Raw genomic sequence first — 24,423 nt, 5'->3', positions numbered from 1 at the left:
TCGCTGAGCTTTTAGGTGAAGTATTAGAAGCAGATACAAAGAAAAACTTACAAGCAAGAGTAGATGCAGAATTTGGAGCATGTGAAGGAAAGAAAGAATTAGCAACTTTAGCTAAACAATTAAACCTAGATGCAATCCATGACACAGTACACGAAATGTGTAAAGATGAAGCAAGACATGGTCAAGCATTCAAAGGTGTATTAGATAGATACTTTGGATAATAACAAACATCATAAAAACTTATAAACTTCCTATAATGAATCATCAAAGTTACATTAAGTAGTATACTTAATGTAACTTTTTTATATGGAAATAATTAAAAAAATAATAATAGTAAATGTTTTCAAATTTTAATAAAAATAAAGTTATATTAAATTTAGGTTAAAAAATAAAACAATACGTTAACAAAAAGGGTAAAGCATTTAAATAAAAAAAAGTAACGATTATACTTATTAAGGAATGGTTTCAAACCATATATGTTAATAAGGAGTGACAGAGATGTTCAATTTAAATCCAAGAGAAGATAAATTTTTTGAGATGTTTGTTGAAGAAGCTAAAAATATTCATGAAGCTGGTAAATTATTAAAAAGAGGATTTGTTGAATTAGAAGACAAAGAAAAAATTTCTAAAGAAATTGGAAGTCTAGAGCATAAGGGAGATAAAATAGTTCATGATAGTATAGTTGAGCTTGAAGATGCTTTCATAACACCTATAGATAGAGAAGATATTTATAAGTTAATAAAGAAAATGGATAATATATTAGATTCAATTGATTCAGCAGGAAGTAGACTTATAATGTATGATGTAAAAACAAGCAAAAAAGAAGTAATCAAATTATGTGAAATGATTGAAATGGCAACTGAGGAAGTTGTTAGATTAATGGAAGAGCTTAAGAAAATAGGCAAGAAAAACAATAGAATAGTAGAAAAGATAAAAAAGATAAATTCTATAGAGCATAATGGAGATTTACTTTATAGAGAAACAATAACAAACTTATTTAAAAGTGGCGAAGATGTATTAGAAATAATAAAATGGAAAGAAATAGTTACACTTTTAGAAAATACTTTAGATTATTGTGAAAAAGTTGCAGCAATAGTTGAAGGAGTTGTAATGAAGAATGCCTAGTACAGCAGTTATAATTACGATAGCTATAGTTCTTTTAGCGTTATCTTTTGATTTTATAAATGGATTCCATGATACTGCAACAGCAGTTGCAACAACAATAACAACAAGGGCCTTAAAGCCAAAAACTGCAATACTTCTTTGTGCTACATTTAACTTTTTAGGAGCATTTATGGGAACAGCAGTTGCAAAAACAGTTGGTGATGATATAGTAAGTCATAATTATATGCCACAATGGGTATTAATTGGAGTATTAATTGCGTGTATAGTATGGAATATAATAACATGGTATTTTGGAATACCAAGTAGTTCATCTCATGCTCTTATAGGTTCTCTTATTGGTGGAGGAATAGTATATAATAGATCTTTTCATGTTGTTCAATGGGCAAATGTATTTGATCATGTAATAGTATGGTTAGTTCTTGGACCTGCCATAGGATTTGTTTTAGGATACATAGTAATGGTTATATTAAATTGGATACTTAAACCATTTAAACCAAGAGGAGTTAATAGATTATTTCAAAAGCTTCAAATATTAGCATCTGCGTTTATGGCGCTTAACCATGGAGCCAATGATGCACAGAAATCAATGGGTATTATAACTATGGCTCTTTTAAGTGGAGGTCTTATAAGTACATTTGATGTTCCAATATGGGTAATAGGAGCATGTGCACTTGCTATGGCTCTTGGTACATCAGTAGGTGGTAAAAAGATAATAAAAACAATGGGAAGTGGAATGGCTAAACTTACTCCAGTAGGTGGATTTGCAGCCCAAATGGGAGCAGCTACTTCAATACTTGGAGCAACAATATTTGATGCACCTGTAAGTACTACTCAAGTTATAACAACAACTATAATGGGAGTTGGTGCTTCAAAGAATATAAAGTCTGTTAAATGGGGCGTTGCAAAAAATATTATATGGGCTTGGATTTTAACAGTACCTTTAAGTGCTATAATAGCAGGAATAGTAGTAGAGATTTTAAAGATTATAGTTTAACAAAGAAAAAGAGATAGAGAAATTCTATCTCTTTTTCTTTGTTAAGAATAATTTAAAAAAGTAGATTTTTGTAAGAAAAAAATGTAAAATATAACTTGTGCAAATAAGAATAACAAAAATACTAATTATAAGAGGAGAGATTAAATGTATATTATAAACTTTATAAGAGGGTTTTGTATGGCGCTAGCAGATAGTGTTCCAGGAGTTTCTGGTGGAACTATAGCGTTTATTTTGGGGTTTTATGATAAATTTATAAACTCATTAAATGATGTTGTATTAGGAAATAAAGAAAAAAGAATAGAAGCTATTAAATTTTTAATTAAACTAGGAATTGGGTGGATAACAGGCTTTATTTTATCTGTATTATTTATAACTTCAGTATTTAATGATCATATTTATGAAATCAGTTCATTGTTTATAGGATTTATAATTGTTGCTATACCAATAATATTTAAAGAAGAAAAAGAAAGTGTTATTGGACAATATAAAAATATAATATTTTTAATAATAGGTATACTTATTGTTGTAGGAATTACATATTTTAATCCAGCAGCAGGTGGTTCAGGAATTACAGTATCAGTAGAAAGCTTGAATATAGGTATTTCAATATATATTTTTATTTCTGCTATGATAGCAATATCAGCTATGGTTTTACCAGGAATATCAGGTTCAACTATACTTTTAATATTTGGACTTTATGCACCTGTTCTTGGAGCTATTAAGCAAGTTTTAAAGTTTAATTTTGATTATTTGCCAGTAGTAATAATATTTGGACTTGGAGTTTTAACAGGAATTGCTGTTACTATAAAAGGAGTTAAATATGCCCTTTCTCATTATAGATCTCAAACTATTTATTGTATATTAGGTCTTATGATAGGTTCTTTATATGCTGTTTTTATGGGACCTACATCATTAGAGATTCCTAAAGCACCAATGAATATGAATACATTTAGTATTTTTTACTTTATAATAGGTGGAGCTATAATAGTTTTCTTAGAAAGATTGAAAGTTAAATTAGAAAATAAAAATAGAAAATAAAACTACTGCATTTTGCAGTAGTTTTATTTTTCAGAAGTAATTAAAGATGTATTTCTTCCAGAGTTTTTAGCAATGTATAAGTTTTTATCTGCTAAAGTTAAAAATTCATTATCAGATATTTTTTTATCATATATTGTATATCCGCCTATACTACATGTTAAATTTATAGTTAAACCATTATATTCAAACAAATGAGCCTCTACAGTTTTTCGTATTCTTTCAGCGATTTTTTTTGCATTTTTTATTGGTGAATTATCTAATATTACTACAAATTCCTCTCCACCAAATCTTCCAAATAAATCACTTTCTCTAAGACAAGAAAAAACAACAGAGGAAAAATCTTTAAGTACATTATCTCCTATGATATGACCATATAAGTCATTAATATCTTTAAAATAGTCTAAATCAATAACTAATAATGAAATTGGTAGATTATTAGTTTCTTTTAATAATAATTTATTTAGTTTTTCATAAATTAAACGCTTATTATATGCTCCTGTAAGTTCATCTTTATATAAGCTTTCATTTATAGTAGACATTAATTCTTTAGCTGTTATATTATTAGAGTTATCTGTTAAGAAAATATTTGTTGATATATCTTTAAGAAGTTCTACAATATATAATTTGTTATTGTACTCTACTGGAGTTGCAATTATTAAAAAGATTTTATTTTCTTTTAATTCTATTTTTATAAATGTGTCCTTTTTTAAATATGCATTGAGAGCAATACAATTTTTACATTTTTCATTTTTATTCCAAAATTTATAACATAATATAGGCTCAATAGAGTTTTTATCACCATTAGTTGATGTATTTATTACATTTGAGCTAATAGGATCTATAATTCTAATTACATCATAAAAGTTTTTAAAGTGTGATAATTTATTTTTTATTTTGTCAAGTAAATCCATAAATAACCTCTTATTAATTATAAGATTAAATTTAAAAATAATTTTATTACATATTATACTATAAAATTATATTATGTACATATATTATATTAAAACAATTTAATGTAAAGCATTTATAGACAAGGCTTTTCTTCGTAATTATAATATATAGTATATTATTTTAATAATTAGGAGAGAAAAATATGATTATTGAGTTAAAAGATAGAAAAATAGAAGAATCAATTAAAAATTTAAGAAAAGCTATAGAGATTGTTGGAGGCAAGGAGTATTTAAATAATATAGAAGGTTTGGAAAATTTTGTTGAAGATATATTAAGCAATTTGTTTATTAAAGGGAAAGCTAATATAAACATAGAAGGAAGAAGATATGAAATTTCAGAGTTAATTTCTTTAAAAATAGATTTTGAAAAATATTTCTTAAAAAATAAGAGACAAATGATACAAAGAATAGTATCAAAAATAAAACAATATAATACATCATTAGAGAGTAAAATAAGAAAATTTAAAAAGAGTAATTCTATTGAAATATTTAGAGAAATAGTTGAAGAGATAGAAAAGACTTATAAGTGGGAATTTGATAATTTCTTTTTAGTGTATATAGATAATATAAATGAAGAAAAAGATTATTATGGAGAATATTTAACAGAAAAAAGAAAACAAATAATAGATAGTGTTTTAGTTAAATTAGGTATATAAAATTTTAGAAAAATATATTATAATAGTTAAGTAATTCAAATATTAAGAGAGCTTCATCTTTTTATATTTGTTTGTTTTAAGTTAAAAGTTATCTAATAGAAAAGAGTAATCTAATCTAGAAGAAAGAGGCTAACTAAATATTTAGTATAAATAATATAGGCATTTTATAAATAGTTTTAATACCTATTATTAGAGTACATATTTTAAGCTGATTTTTCTATTTATTTTAGATAAATCAGCTTTTATTTATTTAGGAGGTAAAATAAGTGAATAAAATAGCAGTAATAAGTGCAATTCTTGAAGAACCAAAGCTATGCCAAGAAAAATTTAACTCTATAGTATCAGAGTTTAGAGGAAGTATTAGGGGGAGAATGGGAATACCTTTTGATGAAGGAATTTCAGTTATATCATTAACAGTTACAGGTGACATTAATGATATAAATAGTTTAACTGGAAAGCTTGGAAATATAAAAGGAGTAACTGTAAAGACAGCTATAGCAAAAAAAGAGATATAAAGAAAGGGAGAAGAATGAAAGTAAAAGACATTATTGATAAATTATATAAGGAACATAATGCCACAAGAGATGAGCTTTTATACTTGTTAAATAATATAACCTTAAAAGAACAGGAATATTTATGTGAAAAGGCAAATGAGATTAGGTTAGAGAACTATAGTAATAAGGTTTATATGAGAGGACTTATAGAGTTTACTAATTACTGTAAAAAAGATTGTGCTTATTGTGGAATAAGAAGAAGTAATAAAAATGCCGATAGATATAGATTAACTTTTGATCAAATTATGGAATGTGTTGATTTAGGAGACAAACTAGGATATAAGACTTATGTATTACAAGGTGGAGAAGATGCTTATTTTACAGATGATAAAATGGTAGAAATTATAAAAGAGATAAAGAAGAGATATCCAAATAATGCAATAACTTTATCTTTAGGCGAAAGAAGTTATGATTCATATAAAAAAATGTTTGAAGCTGGAGCAGACAGATATTTATTAAGACATGAAACAGCTACAAAAGAATTGTACAATAAACTTCATCCAGGTGCATCTTTTGAAGAAAGACGTAAATGTTTAAGAGAATTAAAAGAAATTGGATATCAAGTTGGAGCTGGATTTATGGTAGGACTTCCAGAACAAACAAATGAAGATTTAGTAAATGATTTATTATTTGTAAAAGAATTTAAACCTGATATGTGTGGGATTGGTCCATTTATTCCACAAAAAGATACACCTTTAGGTGATGAAAAAGGTGGGACATTAGAAAAAACAGTAATAATGCTTTCTATTGTAAGATTGTTATTACCTGATGTATTGTTACCTGCAACTACTGCTCTTGGTAGTATAGACCCATTAGGTCGTGAAAAAGGAATAAAAGCAGGTGGGAATGTTGTAATGCCAAATCTTTCTCCAACAGAAGTTAGGGATAAGTATGCATTATATGATGGAAAAATATGTACTGGTGATGAAGCAGCAGAATGTAGACTTTGTATAGAAAAGAGAATGAGAAACTTTGGATATGAAGTTGAAGTAAGCAGGGGAGATAATGTAACTTGGCTTAAAGAAAATAAATGTAATGATGATTCGTCTAATAATTTGAATTCAAAAAAATATTTATCATTAAATTAAAATTATTAATGAAAAAGGTTAAAAACTTAAAAAATATCTTTTTTAATAATAGTTTAAAATATCACTTAGGAGGAGTATAATGTTTATAAATCACGAACTAATTTACAAAATTTTAGAGGAAACAAAAAATCCAAGTATAGAAGAAGCAAAAGATGTAATAGAAAGAGCAAGAAAAAAGGAAAAATTAAGTTATAGAGATATAGCAATACTTTTATCAATAGAAGATGAGGAAATTGTTTCTTCTATATATAAGTTAGCTGGAGAAATAAAAGAGAGCATATATGGAAAGAGAATAGTTATGTTTGCGCCTCTTTATGTAAGTGATTATTGCGTAAATAATTGTGTTTACTGTGGTTATCAAAGATGTAATAAATTTTCAAGAAGAAAATTAACACAAGAAGAAGTTAGAGAAGAAGTTAAAATATTAGAAAAAATGGGTCATAAAAGATTAGCATTAGAGCTTGGAGAAGATCCAGTTAATGCACCTATTGAATATGTATTAGATTGTTTAAAAACAATATATGATACACAAAATGAAAATGGAGAAATAAGAAGAGTAAATGTAAATATTGCTGCAACAACTGTAGAAAATTATAAAAAATTAAAAGAAGCAGGAATTGGTACATATATATTATTCCAAGAAACTTACCATAAACCAACATATGATGCAATGCATCCAAATTCATTAAAGGGAGATTATGAATATCATTTAACAGCTTTTGATAGAGCGATGGAAGCTGGAATAGATGATGTTGGTGGAGGAGCTTTATTTGGGCTTTATGATTATAAGTTTGAAGTTTTAGGCCTTATGATGCACAATGCTCATTTAGAAGAAAAATTTGGGGTTGGATTCCATACAATATCAGTTCCAAGACTTAAAAAGGCAAGTGGAGTAACAATGGAAAAGTTCCCATATCTTTTAACAGATGATATGTTTAAAAGATTAGTTGCAGTACTTAGAATTGCAGTGCCATTTACTGGTATAATTCTTTCAACAAGAGAATCTGCTGCTATGAGAAAAGAAGTATTAAGATATGGAGTATCACAAGTATCAGCAGGCTCAAGTACAGGAGTTGGAGGATACAAAGAAAGAGAAGAAAATGGAAATGATGATAGACAATTTGAGACTGCTGATGAAAGAACACCACTTGAAGTTATAAAAGAATTATTAGATGATGGATATATACCAAGTTATTGTACTGCATGTTATAGAACAGGAAGAACTGGAGATAGATTTATGAAACTTGCAAAATCTGGTGAAATACAAAATGTATGTGAGCCAAATGCTATAACAACTCTTGTGGAATATGCTTTAGATTATGGTGATGATGAGTTTAAAGAAAAAGCTTTAAAAAATGCAGAGATTGTTGCAAATGCTATAAAAAATGAAAAGACTAAAAATATAGTTTTAAATAATATTAAGAAACTAAAAGAAGGAAAGAGAGATCTTTTCATGTAAAAATAGGAGATGACTAATATGAACAATACACCTAATGCAAATAGAAAACATATTGCTATTTTTGGCAATACAAATAGTGGTAAATCTTCACTTATGAATAGAATATTAGGTCAAGAAATGTCTTTAGTATCAGAAGTTATGGGAACAACTACAGATCCAGTGCAAAAAGCTATGGAGCTTATACCAGTTGGACCAGTTCTTTTAATAGATACGGCAGGTCTTGAAGATAAATCAGAACTTGGAAACCTTAGAATGCAAAAAACAATGGAAGTATTAAAGAAAACAGATGTTGCTATATTTGTTCTTGATGCATCAAGTCCTGATTTTGAATCTTTTGATAAATGGAAAGTTGAAGCTTTAAAATATAATATTCCTTTTATAGTTGCTGCAAATAAAGCTGAAGTTGCAAGTAAAGAAATTGTAGAAACATTAAAAACTAAGTATAAAGAAGTTATATGTACATCTACAGTTGCAAATATAGGAATTAATGAAATAAAGGAAGCTTTAGTAAATATATTAGAAAAAGAAGATGAAGAAAAATCACTAATTGGAGATTTAGTGCCTTATGGTGGTAAAGTTATTTTAGTTGTACCTATAGATTCAGAAGCACCAAAAGGAAGACTTATACTTCCACAAGTTCAAGTTATAAGAGATTGTTTAGATAATGGTATTAAGAGTTATGTAGTTAGAGACACAGAGCTTTTAAGTGCATTATCTGATTTAAAAGATATAGATTTAGTTATAACAGATTCACAAGCTTTTAAAAGTGTTAGTAAAATAGTTCCAAAAGATATTAAGCTTACAAGTTTCTCTATATTATTTGCAAGGCAAAAAGGTGATTTAAAATCATTTATAGATGGAGTTAATAAAATAAGATTATTAAAACCTGGAGCAAATATATTAATATCTGAGAGTTGTACTCATAATGTATCTCATGAAGATATAGGAAGAATTAAAATTCCAAAGCTTTTAGAAAAGTATGTTGGTGGAAAATTAAACTTTGAATTTAGGGTAGGACATGATTTCCCAGAAAATATACAAAAATATGATTTAATAATTCATTGCGGTGCTTGTATGATAAATAGAAAAACTGTTTTAAATAGAGTTAAAATTTGTAGTGACAAAGAAGTACCTATAACAAATTATGGTGTTGTTCTTGCATTTTTAACTGGAATATTAGATAGATCTACAGAGAATTTAATATAATATTTCTATAAAAAGAATGGTTATATAACCATTCTTTTTTGTTTAAACAAACTTATTTATGTTATATTAAATAAGTAAAATAAAAAACAATGGAGAGAACTTATGAAAAATCAATTTGAAAAGTTTAAATTAAGTAAAGAAATAATAAATGCATTAAATGATTTAGGATATATAAAACCTACAAATGTTCAGGATTTAGTAATTAAAGAAGGGCTTTTAAAAAAAGATTTAATAGTTAAATCTCAAACTGGAAGTGGAAAAACTGCTGCATTTTTAATTCCTATATGTGAAAAAATAGATTGGGAAGAAAATAAACCTCAAGCTTTAATATTAGCTCCAACTAGAGAGCTAGCTATGCAGATAAGAGATGATATTTTAAATATAGGAAGATATAAAAGAATTAATGCAGTAGCATTGGTTGGAAAAGAATCATTTAAAGAGCAAGAAAAAAAGTTAAAAGGTAAAGTTCATTTTGTAGTTGGAACTCCAGGTAGGGTTTTGGATCATTTAGACCAAGGGACTTTAAATGGAAAACTGCTAAAATATTTTGTTATAGATGAAGCTGACGAAATGTTTAATATGGGTTTTATTGGGCAAGTTGAAGGGGTGTTTAGAAGAATAAGTAAAAAGCGTGTAACTATGTTATTCTCTGCTACAATTAATGAAAATATTAAAGAACTAAGTAAAAAATATATGGATAGACCAGTAGAAATAAGTATAAAAAAACAAGGTTTAGTAACTGATACGATAACTCATGGTTTAGTAAAAGTAGAGGGAAAAGAAAAACTTAATAAAGTAAATGAGATTTTAATAAAAGAAAAACCAGAAACTGCAATTGTTTTTTGTAGAACAAAAGATAATGTGGAGTTAGCATTTGAATATTTTAAGAAAAAGGGATATTCAATAGATAAAATACATGGTGATATGTTGCAAAAAGATAGAACAAAAAAGATGGACGAATTTAAAGAAGGAAAATTTAGAATATTAATTGCTACTGATATAGCATCAAGAGGAATTGATGTAGATAATGTAACTCATGTAATAAATATAGATATACCTGTTGAAAAAGAGGCTTATGTTCATAGAATTGGTAGAACGGGAAGAAAAGGAAAAAGTGGTAAATCTATAACTATTATGACTCCTTTTGAAAATAAATATTTAGAAAGAATAGAAGAGTATATAGGATTTAAAATAGAAGATTATAAAGAATGTGAAAATATAAATATAGATGAAAGTATAAAAATTTTAAAAAGTAGACCTCAAATTAAAAAGAGTACAAAGAAATTAAATAAAAATATAACTAAAATATATTTAAATGGTGGAAAGAAGAAAAAAATAAGAGTAATAGATATAGTTGGAACTATAATGAGTATAGAAGGTATTGAAAAAGAAGATGTAGGTATAATTGATATTCAAGACAATGGATCAACTGTTGAGATACTTAATAATAAAGGAAGAAAAGTAATTTCTAAATTAAAAGAAAAAACTATAAAGGGAAAAAAGCTAAGAGTAGAAATAGCTAAAAAATAAATTAAAAATAGATGTGATAAATATTTTTTATTACATCTATTTTCTGTTTTAACAGGAATAAAGTTAAAAGTATAAAATAAATATATTAGTAAAAGGGTATAATAGGAGTGATATACTTGGATTTAGATTTAAAAGTTCCAACAGAGATTTTATTTGATAAAGACATAATAAAAAATAATTATAAAAAGTTTGAAAATTTAGGAGAAATAGCTTTAATAGTTATTGGTAAAAAATCAGCAAAAATAAATGGGGCGCTTCGTGATATATTAAGTGCTTTAGATGCTTATAATAAAGAATATTATATATTTGATAAAGTTGAGGAAAATCCTTCAATTGAAACAATAGAATCAGCTAGCAATTTAGGTAGAACGATAAAAGCAGATTTTATTATAGGAATTGGAGGAGGTTCGGCAATAGATGCATCCAAGGCAATTGCCTTTATGATAAAAAATTTAAATGTAAATAAAGATAATATATTTAATCAAAAAAAGTTAGATAGTTTACCTGTAATTGCAGTTCCAACTACAGCAGGAACAGGAAGTGAAGTAACTCAATATTCAATAATAACTGATAACGATAAAAGATGTAAAAGAAATTTAGGACAAGATATTTATCCTAAAATTGCATTTATAGACCCTAAATATACAAAAGGATTAAATATAGAAATAAGCAGAAATACAGCGATGGATTCCTTTTCTCATATAGTAGAAGGATATTTAAATAGTAATTCTACAGAATATACAGATAGATTGGCTTTAGAAGCTTTAAAAATATGGTCAGAAGCTTCTGATGATTTATTAGATGGAACATTAACTGACGAGGATAGAGAAAAACTTATGGTAGCATCAACTATTGGGGGAGCTATAATATCAAAAACTGGTACATCTCTTCCTCATGGTATGGGTTACCCATTAACATATTATAAGAATATTCCACATGGAATAGCAAATTTATGTTTTTATAATGAATATTTGGATTCATTTAAAAATAAAAACAAAATAAACAATATAGTAAATATATTAGGATTTACTTCATTAAAGGATTTAAAAAAGTTTATAAGTAAATTAATAGAAATTGATATAAATGTTACAAAAGAAGAAATTAAAAGTTATACAGATGAAGTATTTAAAAATAAAGAAAAGTTAAAAAATCATATTGAAAACATAACATATGATGACTTATATAATATATATTATAAAAGCTTAATAGAGAAATAATATATGATATACTAATTATATATTATTTAAGAAAAGAGGAGATTTTATGAAATACGAGTTTAAATATGAAGATAAAAATTATGAATTAAATAATGAAAACATAATTGAATTAATAAATGATGAAGAAAACCCAATAGAAGGTTTAAATGTAGATAAAATATTAGAACTTTTAAATGAAAGTAAGGAAGTTGATTTTCAAAAAGCTTATTATGATACACCTTGTGAAATATGTAATGAAAATTTTAAAGAAAAAAAGAGTATAAGTGAATATTTAGAATATTACTTTTATGTTTATTCTAAAAATGGGAAATATATTATAAGTGATATTTCAAAGGAATATGAAGGGTTAACCTTTAATAGGTTAGAATTAGAAGGAAAGGTTGATAATAGCTATATTGTAACTATTATTGTTTGTGCAAATTGTAGTGAATATATAATTCAAATAGAACAGTTAGAAGTATAATAAAATACAGAGGTTATCTATAAGATAGCCTCTTTTTTATATAAAAGTATAAATTTATATTTAATATAAATTATTAAAGTATTATTTAAGTTAAATTTATTTAACTTATGGAATACATTTATTTATAATTTTAAAAAAGCAATTAATAATAAGCATATTCCTGAAAGCCAAGAAAGATCTGTGTTTGTTTGCTTTTTGAGAACATTACTACCTATATAACATCCTAATTTAATAGCAAGTATTCCAAGTAAAAAACATGCAATTAAAAGCAATAAAGGACTAATGCTTAGAAAACTTGCTCCAAAACCTACTGCTAAACTATCTATAGATAAAGCTAATGCTAAATAAATTGATTCTTTTATTGATATTTTTTTTGATTTATCAAAATCTGCTTTAGTTTCATCTATATAAACTGTAAGAGCAAATTTAAAGTCAAATAATTTAAAAGTAAGAGGTTTATCAAGCTTTGAAAAGTTACTAATATATTTTTTGAAAAAAACTTCAAATAATTTATAAATACCTAAACATACAAAAATAAAAAAGCTAATATATTTAGGTAAAAATTTAGGCATTATATTTTCTAAATAGTTACCAAGTAGAAGAGAAATGGCGAGCATAGCACATGATACTACATTTATTATAATTACAGATAGATTAGGAATTTTTATTTTATCAGCGCCATAGGCTATACTGGCTACAAAAGAATCTATTACAAGAGAAAAAACTAAAATCAGTATTTCCATAAAACTTTACCTCGAAAAATTTTATATGCTATATTATATTATGACAAATTTCTACAAGTGTGATTTAGTATATGAAGTTTTTAAATATTATACATATTTTAAATTATTTTATAACTTGAAATAAAATATTTAATAATTATAGATTAATAAAATGTAGTTTTACATAGATTTTTATCATATAATAAATTACAAATATAAAAAAAGTGGGGAAATTATGTTAAATGTAGATTGGTTTTTAAATGTATTAAATAATTATAGTGAATTTGCCATTTTCATAAGTTTAATAATAAGTATAATAATTGCAATTTCTGGAGTTATACCATCTGTTTTTTTAACAGGAGCTAATATATTATTCTTTGGACCTATTTCAGGTTTTTTTATATCTTTAATTGGTGAAACAATTGGTGGATTTATTACATTTAAGTTATATAGAAAGGGATTTAAAAAAGGATTCAATAATTTAACTAATAAACATAAAGTTTTAAAGGAAATATCAAATAGCAAAGGAAATAGAGCAGCCTTTTTAATATTTCAAGGTAGAATAATACCTTTTATACCATCTGGTTTTGTAACACTAGCAGCATCTGTTAGCGAAATAGATGATTTTAGATATAATATAGCTACATTTTTGGGAAAGATTCCTTCTATATTATTAGAGGTTTTAGTAAGTTATGGTATAGTATCTTCAGGTGAAAAGTCAATAAAGTTAGCAATTACAATCATAGCAATTTACTTTATTTATAAGTCAATAAAGAGTAAAAAAGTATGATATAATAAATCTGATAAAGTTTAATTAAAACATTAAAGGGGAGTATAGAATGTATAAGTTAATAGCACTAGATATGGATGGAACTCTTTTAAATGAAGAGAAAAAAATAACAGAAAGAAATAGAGAAGCAATAAAAAAGGCTAAAGAACTTGGGGTATATGTTGTTTTAGCATCAGGTAGACCTATAGATGGATTATTAAAATTCTTAGATGAACTTGATCTTTTAGGAGATAATGATTATGTTCTTAGTTATAATGGATGTTTAGTTCAAAAAACAAAAAGTAGAGATGTTGTTTGTGATGTTACAATAACAGGTAAAGATCTTAAGTATTTAAAAAGATTAGCTGATGAAGCAGGACTTAATATTCATGCTTTCTCAAAGGAAAAAGGATTAATAACTCCTAAGGAAAATACATATACAAGTTATGAAGCGTATCATAATGGAATAGATTTTTATATAAATGATTTTAGTGATATAAAAGATGACGAAGAAATAATAAAGGTAATGATGATTGATGAACCAGAAATATTAGAGGAAGGAATGAAAAAGTTACCTAAAGAAATATATGAAAAGTATAGTGTAGCTAAAAGTGCACCATTTTTCTTAGAATTCTTTAATAAGAAAGCAAATAAAGGAGAAGGTGTTAAGTTATTAGCTGAACACTTAGGAATAAAGAGAGAAGAAATAATTACAATGGGAGATGAAATGAATGATTTCCCAATGATAGAATATGCAGGTCTTGGAGTAGCTATGGGAAATGCATGTGATAAAATAAAAGAAATAGCAAATTATATAACTGATACAAATAATAATGATGGTGTTGGTAAGGTTATAGAGGAGTTTGTAATAAAAGATAGAATATAAAATTTAATTTAAAGTGCTGATTAATTCAGCACTTTTTTTATTATTAATATCTAATTTTCTTTAAATTAGTATAAAGGATAAATTTATATATAATAAAAATATTATAATAGGTTATTGTATAAAATTTATTTAAATAACAAAATTAGGATAAAAATTGAGTGAAAATTGAAATAAATGACAGATAAAATAAAAAAATATCAAATTTAAATATTAATATATTGAAAAAATAATAATTAAAAGTATATAATCAATTAGTAATACATTTAGCAGGATGGAGAGGATAAGATGGAAGAAAATAGAGAAAAATTTTCATCAGGCTTAGCTATATTTTTCGCAACTTTAAGTTCTTGTGTAGGACTAGGGAATATATGGATGTTTCCTTATGTTGTTGGAGAAAATGGAGGAGCAGCATTTATAATTATTTATTTAGCGTGTATTCTAGTAATTGGAATACCAGCACTTATTAGTGAATTTGCATTGGGAAGAGAAACAAAGAAAAATGTTTATGGTGCAGTAGCAAGTATAACAGATAAAAAGTTTTTTAGGATAATTGGGATAATTGGAGTAACATCATCTTTCTGTATGTTATTTTTCTATACAGTAGTTACTGGATGGGTATATTCATATGTTGTAAAAGCAATTACAGGACAATTTGCAGGTGCTAATGCACAAACTTTAACAAATATGTTTAATCAAACAAGTATTGGTCCATTAAGTCCTATATTATGGCAACTTTTAGCATTAATTGTTGGTGGAATTATACTTACAATGGGTGTTAAAAGTGGTATTGAAAAAATGACTAAAGTATTAATGCCAATACTTATAATTTTACTTCTTTTTTGTGCAGTTAGAAGTTTAACTTTACCAAATTCAATAGAAGGAGTTAAATTTTTATTTAAACCTGATTTTTCAAAGGTAACATTTTCAGTATTTTTATCTGCCCTTGGATTAGCATTTTTTAAACTTTCAGTTGGTACAGGATCAATGATTACATATAGTAGCTATTTTACAGATGATACTAACTTAATATCAACTGGAACAAAGGTTGCTTTATCAGATACTTTTGTGTCATTAATTGCAGGAACAGCAATATTTCCAGCGGTATTTTCATTTGGACAGAAACCAGAAGGAGGTCCAGGACTTTTATTTAATACTGTACCTTTAATATTCTCAAAAATACCAGGTGGCTCAATACTTGGAGTAATATTCTTTTTACTTACTGCAATAGCTGCAACAATGGCTATGATATCAATATTAGAAGTAATAGTAGCTATGCTTACAGAACAATTTAAAATAGAAAGAAAAAAATCTATAATAATTTGTATAATTGTTATTTTAATATTTGGTTCATTAGCTGCATTATCAGCTAACCCAAATGGAATTTTAGCACATAATACTATATTTGGATTAACATTTTTTGATTTTTATAATGATCTTATATCAAATGTTTTATTACCTATAAATGGATTTTTAGTAACTATATTAATGGGACATATTGTAAGTAATAAAATATATGTTTCTCAGTTAACTAATAATGGAACATTAAAGAATGAAGGATTGGTTAAGTTTATTACATTCTTAGTTAGATACATAACTCCGGCTTTAATATTTATAGTTTTTATAAAAACATTTATTTAGAAAAGCCATTATATAAAAATAGCAATAAGAAGAAAACTTATTGCTATTTTATTATTTAGATTATAAACTCTATCCACCTAAAGTTATATCCTGTTCGTTATACCAGTTTAGTGCTTGGAATAAATGATTTTCATTAAAATTAGGCCATAAATCATCTATAACATAAAAGTCTGAATAAACTGATTGAACAGGTAAAAATCCACTTAGTCTTCTTCTACCTCCCCAACGAATTATTAAATCTATTCTAGATATGTCATTTGATTGTATATAATTAATTATATTTTTATATTTATTATTACTATTTTTTAATGAGTAAAGATCCCATTCCCACCCGTAATTAATTAAGAAGTTTACCTTTATTCCACCTTTTCCAAATACTTTACGCTTTGTGTAAGGTATTAGTTCTTTTGGAAAGTTTTTAGAATCTTTATTTCCTATAACTAATATTTCACAGTCTTCTTTTTGTAGTAATTTTACTGATTCTATACAAGCATTTATAAATGCTTTTTTTTGTTCAGAAGGTCTTTTTGTATTATCAATTGTAAATCCATAATAAGTTAGTTCTTTAATACCTAATTTTTGGCATTGTTTAAATAATATAAGTCCTGGTAGTATTCCAAGAGAGTATCCTTTGTCTTTGGTTAAACCTACTGATGTAGCATATCTTCTATTTCCATCTGGAATTATACCAATATGATTTGGAATTCTCATACTATTTTCCTCCTAAAATTTTAATATTTTTATTATTTCCATATTAATAAAAATTATCCAAATATAAATTTATAAAACAGTTGAAATATATATATAATGTAAAGTATAGTAAGATAGAAATAAACACGAATAGGTGATAAAATGATAAATTTAAATGAATTGAAAGCATGTAAAATGTTTAAAGGTATTAATGAATTAACGTTAAGAAAATTATGTGAAATAGGTAAAAAGGTTCACTTTAAGAAAGAACAACATGTATTTAGAGATAAAGATTATATAGATGAGATTTATATAGTGCAAAGTGGAAAAGTATCTTTATACAAATTAAATGAAGCTGCACATAAAAAAATAATATTTATATTAGGAGAAGGAAATATATTAAATGAAGTTATATTAGAAAGAATGAAGGCGTCAATAAGCTGTGAAATGTTTGACGAAGGATATATATATGTTTTTGATAGAAATAACTTTATAAAAATTATGAGTGAAGATTTTGAATTAGCAAAAAAAGTTTTAGATTCATTATCTTTAAAGGTTAGAAGATTATATAGACAAATGAAAAATTCTACTCCTCTTAAAATTGAGAAAAGGCTTGCAGCTAAGCTGTGGAAGCTATCTAAGGATTATGGGGTAGAGTGTGGAACTGAAACTTTAATTAATTTAAAAATAAGCATTACATATCTTTCAGATATGTTTGGAATGCCAAGAGAAACTATCTCAAGAGCTATAAAAATATTAGAGAAGGAGGGGCTTATAAGAAGAGAAAATAAAAAAGTTATTATAATTAATAGAGACAATTTGTCTAATTATTTTAAAGGTTTGTGATAATTATCACAGATAAGAAAAAAGAAAGGGAATATAATTAGGGGGAATTAAAAATGTATTTAGAAGATTTTAATAAGATTGTAGCACTATCTAGAAAGAAAACTAACCTATTAACTAATAATTTAAGAGGTTATTTTGTTAGTGCTATTCTTGCAGGTCTTTTTGTGGGATTTGGAGTAATACTTTCTTATACAGTTGGAGGTACACTAAATGAAGCTGGATCGCCATTTACAAAAATAGTTATGGGACTTTCGTTTTCAGTAGCGTTAAGCTTAGTTATTTTTGCAGGAGCAGAACTTTTTACGAGTAATGCTTTAGTTATGACATCAGGATGCTTAGGTGAAGAAATTAAATTTAATGATTTAATAAAAATATGGGGAGTTAGTTACTTTGGTAATTTTATTGGGTCAGTTTTAATAGCGATACTTTATTATGCATCAGGGCTTTGGAGAGGTATTTCAGGTGAATATATGGCAGAATATGCTATGAATAAAATTAATGTTATTCCAGGAGAATTGTTTATAAGAGGAATTCTCTGCAATATATTAGTTTGTTTAGCTGTATGGTGTTGTTACAGAATGAAGGATGAGTTAGGAAAAATTCTAATGATTACACTTTGTGTATATGTATTCTTTACAATAGGTTTTGAGCATAGTATAGCAAATATGTCATTACTTACTATTGGAAATTTAGTACCTTATGGAGATGTTAATATAATAGGAAGTTTGTATAACTTATTATTTGTAACATTAGGAAATATTGTAGGAGGAGTAGTATTTGTAGCAATCCCTTATTATATAATTTCAACAAATAAAAGAGCTCATTAGGAAGGAGTTTATTATGGGATTTAAAATTAGAACTAAAGATTTAAATGATGTTTTTGAAAACTTATCAAAAAGTTATAAGATTATGGCACCAACTGTTATAGAAGGGGCTGGAAGATCATCAGAAACAGATGTTGTGAGATACGATGTAGTTAAAAAAGTAGAGGATATTGAATTTAATAAGAAATCAGATTATTCATATAAGGAAGCATTAATTCCTATAACAGAAACAATATTATTTTTTAACCAAGATGAATATAAAGTACCAGACTATAAAGAAAAGCCACAAATAATATTCTTAAGAAGCTGTGATTTACATGCTGTTAAAAGATTAGATGATATTTATTTAAGAAATGGCTTTGAAGATCCTTATTATAAAAGAATAAGAGATAATGTAAAGTTTGTTCTTATGGGATGTGAAAATAGCTTTGATAGCTGTTATTGTGTTGATATGGGAACAAATAAATCAGAAAACTATGATGCTTATTTAAAAGTTACAGATGAATATGCATACTTAGATATAAAAGATGAAGAACTTAATGGCTATTTTAATGATATTCCTAAAAAAGAAGAAGAAATAAAACCAGATTTTGTTTTAGAAAATAAGGTAAGTGTTAATATACCAGAAAATTTAAATATAAATATATTTAAATCAAAAATGTGGGATGAATATTCAGAAAGATGTATAGCTTGTGGAAGATGTACATTTGTTTGTCCAACTTGTACTTGTAATTCAATGCAAGACATATATTACAGCGATAATGAAAATGTAGGAGAAAGAAGAAGAGTTTGGGCTTCATGCCAAGTTCCAGGATATACTACAATGGCTGGTGGACATGAGTTTAGAAAATCAAATGGTGAAAAGATGAGATTCAAGATCATGCATAAAGTATATGATTATAAAAAGAGATGGGGATACCATATGTGTGTTGGATGTGGAAGATGTGATGACATATGTCCAGAGTACATAAGTGTATCAGGATGTATAAATAAATTACAAGATGCAATGGACGAGGTGAACGCAAATGATAAATAATGATTATATACCATTTCCTTCAAAAATATTAGAAGTAATTGAACATACAGATATAGAATATACATTTAGAATGGAATTTAAGGGCGATGTAAAACCAGGACAATTCTTTGAAGTATCAATTCCAAGATATGGTGAAGCTCCAATATCAGTAAGTGGAATAGGTGAAAATTTTGTTGATTTAACAATAAGAAGAGTTGGTAAAGTTACAAATGAAATATTTAAAAATTACGTTGGAGACAAGTTATTCATGAGAGGACCATATGGAAATGGATTCGATGTGGATAATTATAAAAATAAAGAATTAATAGTTGTAGCTGGAGGAACAGGACTTTCACCAGTTAGAGGAGTTGTAAGTTATTTTGCTAATAATTCTTCAGAAACTAATGGTTTAACTTTAATTACAGGATTTAAGAGCCCAAAAGATATGCTTTTTAAAGATGATTTAAAAGCTTGGGAAGATAAAATGAACTTAATAGTTACAGTTGATTCAGCAGAAGAAGGATATAATGGACATACTGGTCTTGTAACTAAGTTCATACCTGAACTTGAGATTAAAGATAAAGAAAATGTTCAAGTTATAGTTGTCGGACCACCTATGATGATGAAGTTTACTGTAATGGAGTTTTTAAAACTTGGAATAAAAGAAGAAAATATATGGATTTCTCAAGAAAGAAAAATGTGTTGTGGACTTGGAAAATGTGGACATTGTAAGATAGATGATACATATATATGTTTAGATGGTCCAGTATTTAATTATACAAAAGGTAAACTTTTAATAGATTAGGAGGAACGTTTTTATGGATATGAATACAAAGAAGCTTAAGAAAAATGCGTTCAGAGTAACTAAAACAAGAGGAGTTACAGCTTCAAGAGTTAGAGTACCAGGTGGACACTTAGACTCAAAATATTTAGGAATGATTCAAGAAATTGCAGATAAGTATGGTAACGGATCTGTTCATATAACAACAAGACAAGGATTTGAAATTCCAGGAATTAAGTTTGAAAATATTGATGAAGTAAACAAAATGCTTCAACCTATAATAGAGGGACTTCAAATAAATCAAGAAGTTAAGGGACAAGGATATACAGCAGCTGGAACAAGAAACGTTGCAGCTTGTATAGGAAATAATGTTTGTCCTTTTGCAAATTATAACACAACTAATTTTGCAAAAAGAATAGAAGAAGCAATATTCCCAAATGATCTTCATTTTAAAATAGCTCTTACTGGATGTCCAAATGATTGTATAAAGGCTAGAATGCACGACTTTGGAATAATAGGGATGACAAAACCACAATATGATTATTACAGATGTGTAAGTTGTGGAGCTTGTGTTAAAGCTTGTAAGAAGAAAGCAACAGGGGCATTAACTTTTGAAAATTATAAAGTAAAAAGAGATGCTAGTAAATGTATAGGTTGTGGAGAATGTGTAATGTCATGTCCTACAAGAGCTTGGACTAGAAGTAAAGAAAAATATTATAGACTTTCAATAATGGGAAGAACAGGAAAGAAAAATCCAAGACTTGGAGAAGACTTTTTAATTTGGGCTGATGAAGATAGTATAGTTAAAATTATAGAAAATACTTATAAATACGTAAAAGAATATATAGCAAAAGATGCACCAGGTGGAAAAGAGCATATTGGATATATTATTGATAGAACAGGATTTATGGAATGGAAAAAATGGGCTTTAGAAGGAGTTACTCTTTCAGATGAAGCTATAATGAAAAATAATGTTTACTGGAGTGGAATAAAATATCCTAATCTTTAATAATTTTTAGTTCTAAATCTCATATAACTACGAGTTTATATAAAATATAATAAAAAGTTATTTGAATATCACTAGAATCTGATTTACAATTTATATTGAAAGTCAAATTTCTAGTGATATTTTTATTTAATAAAATATAATAAAAAAATAAAATAGAAGATAAATATAAATCGTTGTATAATGTTAAAGATAGTTATAAATAATATTTTATAAATTTATATAAATTAATTAATGGAGTGAGACGATGATAGCAGTTTTAGGAATACGAAAACATATTCCATTGCACATAAGGGAAAAATTTTCTATAAAGCAAACCCTTAGAGAAAAAGCAACAAAGGAACTAAAGGAAAGCCTTGAAGAAGTAGTTATATTAAGTACTTGTAATAGGACAGAAATATATTTTAATCATTCTTTATCTAAAAAAGAGGCTTTAGAAAAAATATTTAAAGCATTAAATTGGGAAGAGGAATTAAGAGAATATATTTTTTATATAGAAGGTGATGAAGCAGCAATACATTTATTTAAAGTAATATGTGGTTTCCATTCTAAAATATTAGGAGAAGATCAGATTTTAGGTCAAGTGAAAGATGCGTATATGTATGCGTTAGAAGCAAAATCAATAAATTTAGAACTTCAAAGATTATTTCAAGAGGGAATAACATGTGGTAAGAAATTTAGAAATGAGGCTAAGCTTTATGAAATACCAGTGTCATCAGCATCAATTGCTGTTAATAAGGCTATTGAGAGTAATTGTGAAAAATTTATGGTTTTAGGGCATGGGGATGTAGGGCAGCTTGTTGTGAAGCATTTGTTATCTCACAATGTTAAAGAGATAATTATAGCAGTAAGAAATGTAAGTTCTTTAAGCTACGAAGAAGAAAATATTAAAGTAATAAGTTTTAATGATAGAGAAAAGTACATAAATAGTGTTGATTGTATAATATCTTGTACTTCAGCACCTCATACAGTAATTACAGAAAAAGAAATAAATATTGAAGGTAATGATATTATAATATTTGATTTAGCACTTCCAAGAGATGTTAGTGAAGAAGTTAAAAATATAAATAGGGTTACTGTTTATAACATAGATGAAATTAGTAAAGTAGATGACATAAATAAAGAACTTAGAGTTCAAAGAATGAAAGAATTTTATTATTTAATAGATGAGTACATAGAAGTTTATAATAATTGGAGAAGACTTAGAGAAGTAACGCCATATATAATAAATTTTAAAAAGCATGGAGATTTAATTTATAAGAAAAGGTATGAAACATTTAAAAATAAAGAAAGTAAAGAAGATAAGCTAGTAAAAATGCTTATGAAAAGTACATCTGATGCTTATGTAAATAAGGCTATAGAAGTTTTGAAGGAAGAAACTATAAAAGGTCGTGGTAATGAATGCATGAGGATTTTAGAGAAAATATTCATAGAGGAAGTTTAAATAGATTAATGCTTTCACTTTTACCAGAAAGTTTAAATGTATTAGTAATTGGTGCTGGAAGAGCAGCTTTTATTAAAGCAAATACTTTTTTAAAAAGTGGAAGTAAAGTTGTTGTTGTTGGAAAAGATATAAGTGAAGATTTTTATAAAGTAAAAGATGAAAATTTAAAAATAATAAAAGATAAATATAATAAAACATATTTAAAAGGGAAACATATAATTATTATTGCAATAGATAATGAATATGCTATGTATAATATAATAGAAGATTGTAAATCTGAAGATAAAATATATATAAATTGTAATGATACAACAAAAAGTATGGGTATGATACCTATGAATATAAATTCTAATGAAATTATTATAGGTATTAATACTTTAAGAGGAAATCCTAAGGGGGCAAGATTTGTATCAAATAAAATATTAAATGAAGCTAAAAATTTAGATGAATTTATAAAAGTAACTTCTATAATTAGAAATAATTTAAAAAATATTGATTGTAATAAAAATGAAATATTAGATTTTATAATAAGTGATGATTTTAAATTAGCTGTAGATAAAGGTAAGGAGAAGATTTTATTAAATCTTTTTTATGATAATGATTTAGTAGATAAGTTATTTTATATTAGGTAGGGTGAAAAAATGAAATTTGTAGTAGCAACAAGAAAATCTATGCTGGCACAAGTTCAAGCAGATAGATTTATAGATTTGTTAAAGACAGTTAATGTAGAAGGTGAAAAACTTCTAGTTATAACTGAAGGAGATAGAAGATTAGATATAACTTTAAATAAAATAGGTGGAAAAGGTTTATTTGTTAAGGAAATAGAGCAGAAAATGATAGAAAAAGAAGCTCATATAGCTGTACATAGTATGAAAGATGTACCACATGAACTTCCTGAAGGTTTTGAACTTATATGTATACCTGAAAGAGAAGATATAAGAGATGTGTTTGTATCAGCAAATGGCATTCATTTTAATGAATTAAAAAAAGGTGCAGTAATTGGAACAAGTAGTTTAAGAAGAGAGGTTATGCTTAAAGAACTTAGACCAGATTTAAATATTGTTCCGATAAGAGGTAATGTGCAAACAAGACTTAAAAAAATGAAAGACGAAAATATGGATGGAATAATACTTGCTGCAGCGGGACTTAAAAGATTAAACATGGAAGATATAATAACAGATTATTTTAATCCTAAAGAATTTTTACCAGCAGTTGGACAAGGTGCCCTTGGGATAGAGTGTCTTGAAAGTTTAGAAAATAAAGAAGTTTTAAAGAAACTTGATAATAAAGAAGTTAGATTACAAGTATTAGCGGAAAGAAGCTTTATGAGAGCTTTAGGTGGAGATTGCCATAGCATGATTGGAGTTTACTCTGAAATTCAAGATGATAATTTATATATGATAGGAACTTTTTTAGTTAATGGGAAAGTAGTTAAAAAAGACATATTAGGACATAAAAATAATGGTGAAGAATTAGGAAAAACTTTAGCAAAGAAAATATTAAGTGAGTAGGATTTAGGAGG

The 24,423-nt window shown here is 26.3% G+C and carries 26 protein-coding genes; 23 read left to right on the top strand and 3 right to left on the bottom strand.

Features of this window, described 5'->3' with window-relative positions:
- From AC4FQ1_RS03975 to AC4FQ1_RS03960, 4 genes are all read left to right on the top strand, one after another.
- Nucleotides 1-221, top strand: a 221-nt coding sequence (locus AC4FQ1_RS03975; RefSeq protein WP_491168965.1) for a ferritin family protein, incomplete at its 5' end; no start/stop codon positions are given.
- 277 nt (nucleotides 222-498) lie between these two features.
- Nucleotides 499-1,125, top strand: coding sequence for a DUF47 domain-containing protein (locus tag AC4FQ1_RS03970; protein WP_303128178.1), 627 nt, complete (start codon nucleotides 499-501; stop codon nucleotides 1,123-1,125).
- Complete coding sequence (locus AC4FQ1_RS03965) at nucleotides 1,118-2,119, top strand: inorganic phosphate transporter (RefSeq protein WP_491168964.1); 1,002 nt, start codon at nucleotides 1,118-1,120, stop codon at nucleotides 2,117-2,119. Before AC4FQ1_RS03970 ends, AC4FQ1_RS03965 begins: the two co-directional genes overlap by 8 nt.
- Nucleotides 2,120-2,263: 144 nt before the next feature.
- Nucleotides 2,264-3,157: a DUF368 domain-containing protein gene (locus tag AC4FQ1_RS03960; protein ID WP_303128182.1), complete on the top strand. Its 894-nt coding sequence runs from the start codon at nucleotides 2,264-2,266 to the stop codon at nucleotides 3,155-3,157.
- 23 nt (nucleotides 3,158-3,180) lie between these two features.
- Here the strand turns inward: AC4FQ1_RS03960 and AC4FQ1_RS03955 are convergent, their stop codons facing one another.
- Nucleotides 3,181-4,068: a GGDEF domain-containing protein gene (locus AC4FQ1_RS03955; protein ID WP_491146715.1), complete on the bottom strand. Its 888-nt coding sequence runs from the start codon at nucleotides 4,066-4,068 to the stop codon at nucleotides 3,181-3,183.
- Nucleotides 4,069-4,250: 182 nt separating this feature from the next.
- Here AC4FQ1_RS03955 and AC4FQ1_RS03950 point away from each other — a divergent pair, with 182 nt between their 5' ends.
- The 8 genes from AC4FQ1_RS03950 to AC4FQ1_RS03915 all read left to right on the top strand — a co-directional run bounded on the left by AC4FQ1_RS03950 (nucleotide 4,251) and on the right by AC4FQ1_RS03915 (nucleotide 12,280).
- The gene (locus tag AC4FQ1_RS03950; protein ID WP_303128188.1) at nucleotides 4,251-4,763 is read left to right on the top strand and encodes a hypothetical protein; all 513 of its coding nucleotides are present in this window, start codon (nucleotides 4,251-4,253) and stop codon (nucleotides 4,761-4,763) included.
- A 266-nt stretch (nucleotides 4,764-5,029) separates the two neighbouring features.
- Nucleotides 5,030-5,278 carry a TM1266 family iron-only hydrogenase system putative regulator gene (locus tag AC4FQ1_RS03945; RefSeq protein ID WP_303128191.1) on the top strand — a complete coding sequence of 83 codons (249 nt, stop codon included), beginning with the start codon at nucleotides 5,030-5,032 and terminating at the stop codon, nucleotides 5,276-5,278.
- Nucleotides 5,279-5,292: 14 nt separating this feature from the next.
- A complete protein-coding gene (hydE, locus tag AC4FQ1_RS03940; protein ID WP_491168963.1) occupies nucleotides 5,293-6,405 on the top strand; it encodes a [FeFe] hydrogenase H-cluster radical SAM maturase HydE in 1,113 nt (370 codons plus the stop codon).
- 79 nt (nucleotides 6,406-6,484) lie between these two features.
- Nucleotides 6,485-7,864 (top strand): [FeFe] hydrogenase H-cluster radical SAM maturase HydG, encoded by a 1,380-nt coding sequence (gene hydG / locus AC4FQ1_RS03935; protein ID WP_491146718.1) that lies wholly within the window; start codon nucleotides 6,485-6,487, stop codon nucleotides 7,862-7,864.
- 18 nt (nucleotides 7,865-7,882) lie between these two features.
- A complete protein-coding gene (gene hydF / locus AC4FQ1_RS03930; protein ID WP_491168962.1) occupies nucleotides 7,883-9,070 on the top strand; it encodes a [FeFe] hydrogenase H-cluster maturation GTPase HydF in 1,188 nt (395 codons plus the stop codon).
- 102 nt (nucleotides 9,071-9,172) lie between these two features.
- A complete protein-coding gene (locus tag AC4FQ1_RS03925; RefSeq protein ID WP_491146720.1) occupies nucleotides 9,173-10,600 on the top strand; it encodes a DEAD/DEAH box helicase in 1,428 nt (475 codons plus the stop codon).
- Between the two features lie 116 nt (nucleotides 10,601-10,716).
- Nucleotides 10,717-11,817 carry an iron-containing alcohol dehydrogenase family protein gene (locus AC4FQ1_RS03920; protein ID WP_491168961.1) on the top strand — a complete coding sequence of 367 codons (1,101 nt, stop codon included), beginning with the start codon at nucleotides 10,717-10,719 and terminating at the stop codon, nucleotides 11,815-11,817.
- Nucleotides 11,818-11,863: 46 nt separating this feature from the next.
- Nucleotides 11,864-12,280 carry a DUF3785 family protein gene (locus AC4FQ1_RS03915; RefSeq protein WP_303128211.1) on the top strand — a complete coding sequence of 139 codons (417 nt, stop codon included), beginning with the start codon at nucleotides 11,864-11,866 and terminating at the stop codon, nucleotides 12,278-12,280.
- Nucleotides 12,281-12,402: 122 nt separating this feature from the next.
- On the opposite strand, the gene ytaF is transcribed toward AC4FQ1_RS03915, so the two are convergent.
- On the bottom strand, nucleotides 12,403-13,023 hold the full coding sequence (gene ytaF / locus AC4FQ1_RS03910) for a sporulation membrane protein YtaF (protein ID WP_303128220.1): 621 nt from the start codon (nucleotides 13,021-13,023) through the stop codon (nucleotides 12,403-12,405).
- A gap of 214 nt (nucleotides 13,024-13,237) precedes the next feature.
- On the opposite strand from ytaF, the gene AC4FQ1_RS03905 reads away from it, so the two are divergent.
- The 3 genes from AC4FQ1_RS03905 (at nucleotide 13,238) to AC4FQ1_RS03895 (ending at nucleotide 16,295) form a co-directional block, all read left to right on the top strand.
- Complete coding sequence (locus AC4FQ1_RS03905; protein WP_491168960.1) at nucleotides 13,238-13,792, top strand: TVP38/TMEM64 family protein; 555 nt, start codon at nucleotides 13,238-13,240, stop codon at nucleotides 13,790-13,792.
- 49 nt (nucleotides 13,793-13,841) lie between these two features.
- On the top strand, nucleotides 13,842-14,657 hold the full coding sequence (gene yidA / locus AC4FQ1_RS03900) for a sugar-phosphatase (protein WP_303128225.1): 816 nt from the start codon (nucleotides 13,842-13,844) through the stop codon (nucleotides 14,655-14,657).
- Nucleotides 14,658-14,942: 285 nt separating this feature from the next.
- Entirely contained in the window at nucleotides 14,943-16,295 is a 1,353-nt protein-coding gene (locus AC4FQ1_RS03895) for a sodium-dependent transporter (protein ID WP_303128227.1), read from the top strand.
- A gap of 69 nt (nucleotides 16,296-16,364) precedes the next feature.
- Here AC4FQ1_RS03895 and AC4FQ1_RS03890 read toward each other — a convergent pair whose 3' ends face one another.
- Nucleotides 16,365-17,006 carry an undecaprenyl diphosphate synthase family protein gene (locus tag AC4FQ1_RS03890; RefSeq protein ID WP_303128230.1) on the bottom strand — a complete coding sequence of 214 codons (642 nt, stop codon included), beginning with the start codon at nucleotides 17,004-17,006 and terminating at the stop codon, nucleotides 16,365-16,367.
- A 141-nt stretch (nucleotides 17,007-17,147) separates the two neighbouring features.
- Between AC4FQ1_RS03890 and AC4FQ1_RS03885 the strand changes: the two genes are divergently transcribed.
- The 8 genes from AC4FQ1_RS03885 to hemC all read left to right on the top strand — a co-directional run bounded on the left by AC4FQ1_RS03885 (nucleotide 17,148) and on the right by hemC (nucleotide 24,412).
- Nucleotides 17,148-17,831: a Crp/Fnr family transcriptional regulator gene (locus tag AC4FQ1_RS03885; RefSeq protein WP_491146725.1), complete on the top strand. Its 684-nt coding sequence runs from the start codon at nucleotides 17,148-17,150 to the stop codon at nucleotides 17,829-17,831.
- A gap of 53 nt (nucleotides 17,832-17,884) precedes the next feature.
- The gene (locus AC4FQ1_RS03880; RefSeq protein ID WP_491168959.1) at nucleotides 17,885-18,658 is read left to right on the top strand and encodes a formate/nitrite transporter family protein; all 774 of its coding nucleotides are present in this window, start codon (nucleotides 17,885-17,887) and stop codon (nucleotides 18,656-18,658) included.
- A gap of 13 nt (nucleotides 18,659-18,671) precedes the next feature.
- A complete protein-coding gene (gene asrA / locus AC4FQ1_RS03875; RefSeq protein ID WP_303128244.1) occupies nucleotides 18,672-19,691 on the top strand; it encodes an anaerobic sulfite reductase subunit AsrA in 1,020 nt (339 codons plus the stop codon).
- The gene (gene asrB / locus AC4FQ1_RS03870) at nucleotides 19,681-20,475 is read left to right on the top strand and encodes an anaerobic sulfite reductase subunit AsrB (RefSeq protein ID WP_491168958.1); all 795 of its coding nucleotides are present in this window, start codon (nucleotides 19,681-19,683) and stop codon (nucleotides 20,473-20,475) included. Before asrA ends, asrB begins: the two co-directional genes overlap by 11 nt.
- Before the next feature lie 13 nt (nucleotides 20,476-20,488).
- Complete coding sequence (gene asrC, locus AC4FQ1_RS03865; RefSeq protein WP_491168957.1) at nucleotides 20,489-21,460, top strand: sulfite reductase subunit C; 972 nt, start codon at nucleotides 20,489-20,491, stop codon at nucleotides 21,458-21,460.
- A 244-nt stretch (nucleotides 21,461-21,704) separates the two neighbouring features.
- Complete coding sequence (hemA, locus tag AC4FQ1_RS03860; protein WP_303128252.1) at nucleotides 21,705-22,901, top strand: glutamyl-tRNA reductase; 1,197 nt, start codon at nucleotides 21,705-21,707, stop codon at nucleotides 22,899-22,901.
- Entirely contained in the window at nucleotides 22,859-23,533 is a 675-nt protein-coding gene (locus AC4FQ1_RS03855) for an NAD(P)-dependent oxidoreductase (RefSeq protein ID WP_491168956.1), read from the top strand. The genes hemA and AC4FQ1_RS03855 overlap by 43 nt, the downstream gene beginning before the upstream one ends.
- A 9-nt stretch (nucleotides 23,534-23,542) precedes the next feature.
- Nucleotides 23,543-24,412 carry a hydroxymethylbilane synthase gene (gene hemC / locus AC4FQ1_RS03850; protein ID WP_303128265.1) on the top strand — a complete coding sequence of 290 codons (870 nt, stop codon included), beginning with the start codon at nucleotides 23,543-23,545 and terminating at the stop codon, nucleotides 24,410-24,412.
- Nucleotides 24,413-24,423 lie beyond the last annotated feature (11 nt).

The organism is Clostridium sp. TJA020 (genome assembly GCF_058310295.1).
The sequence above is the reverse complement of the archived record's forward strand: the minus strand, read 5'-3'. Positions and strand labels throughout refer to the sequence as shown.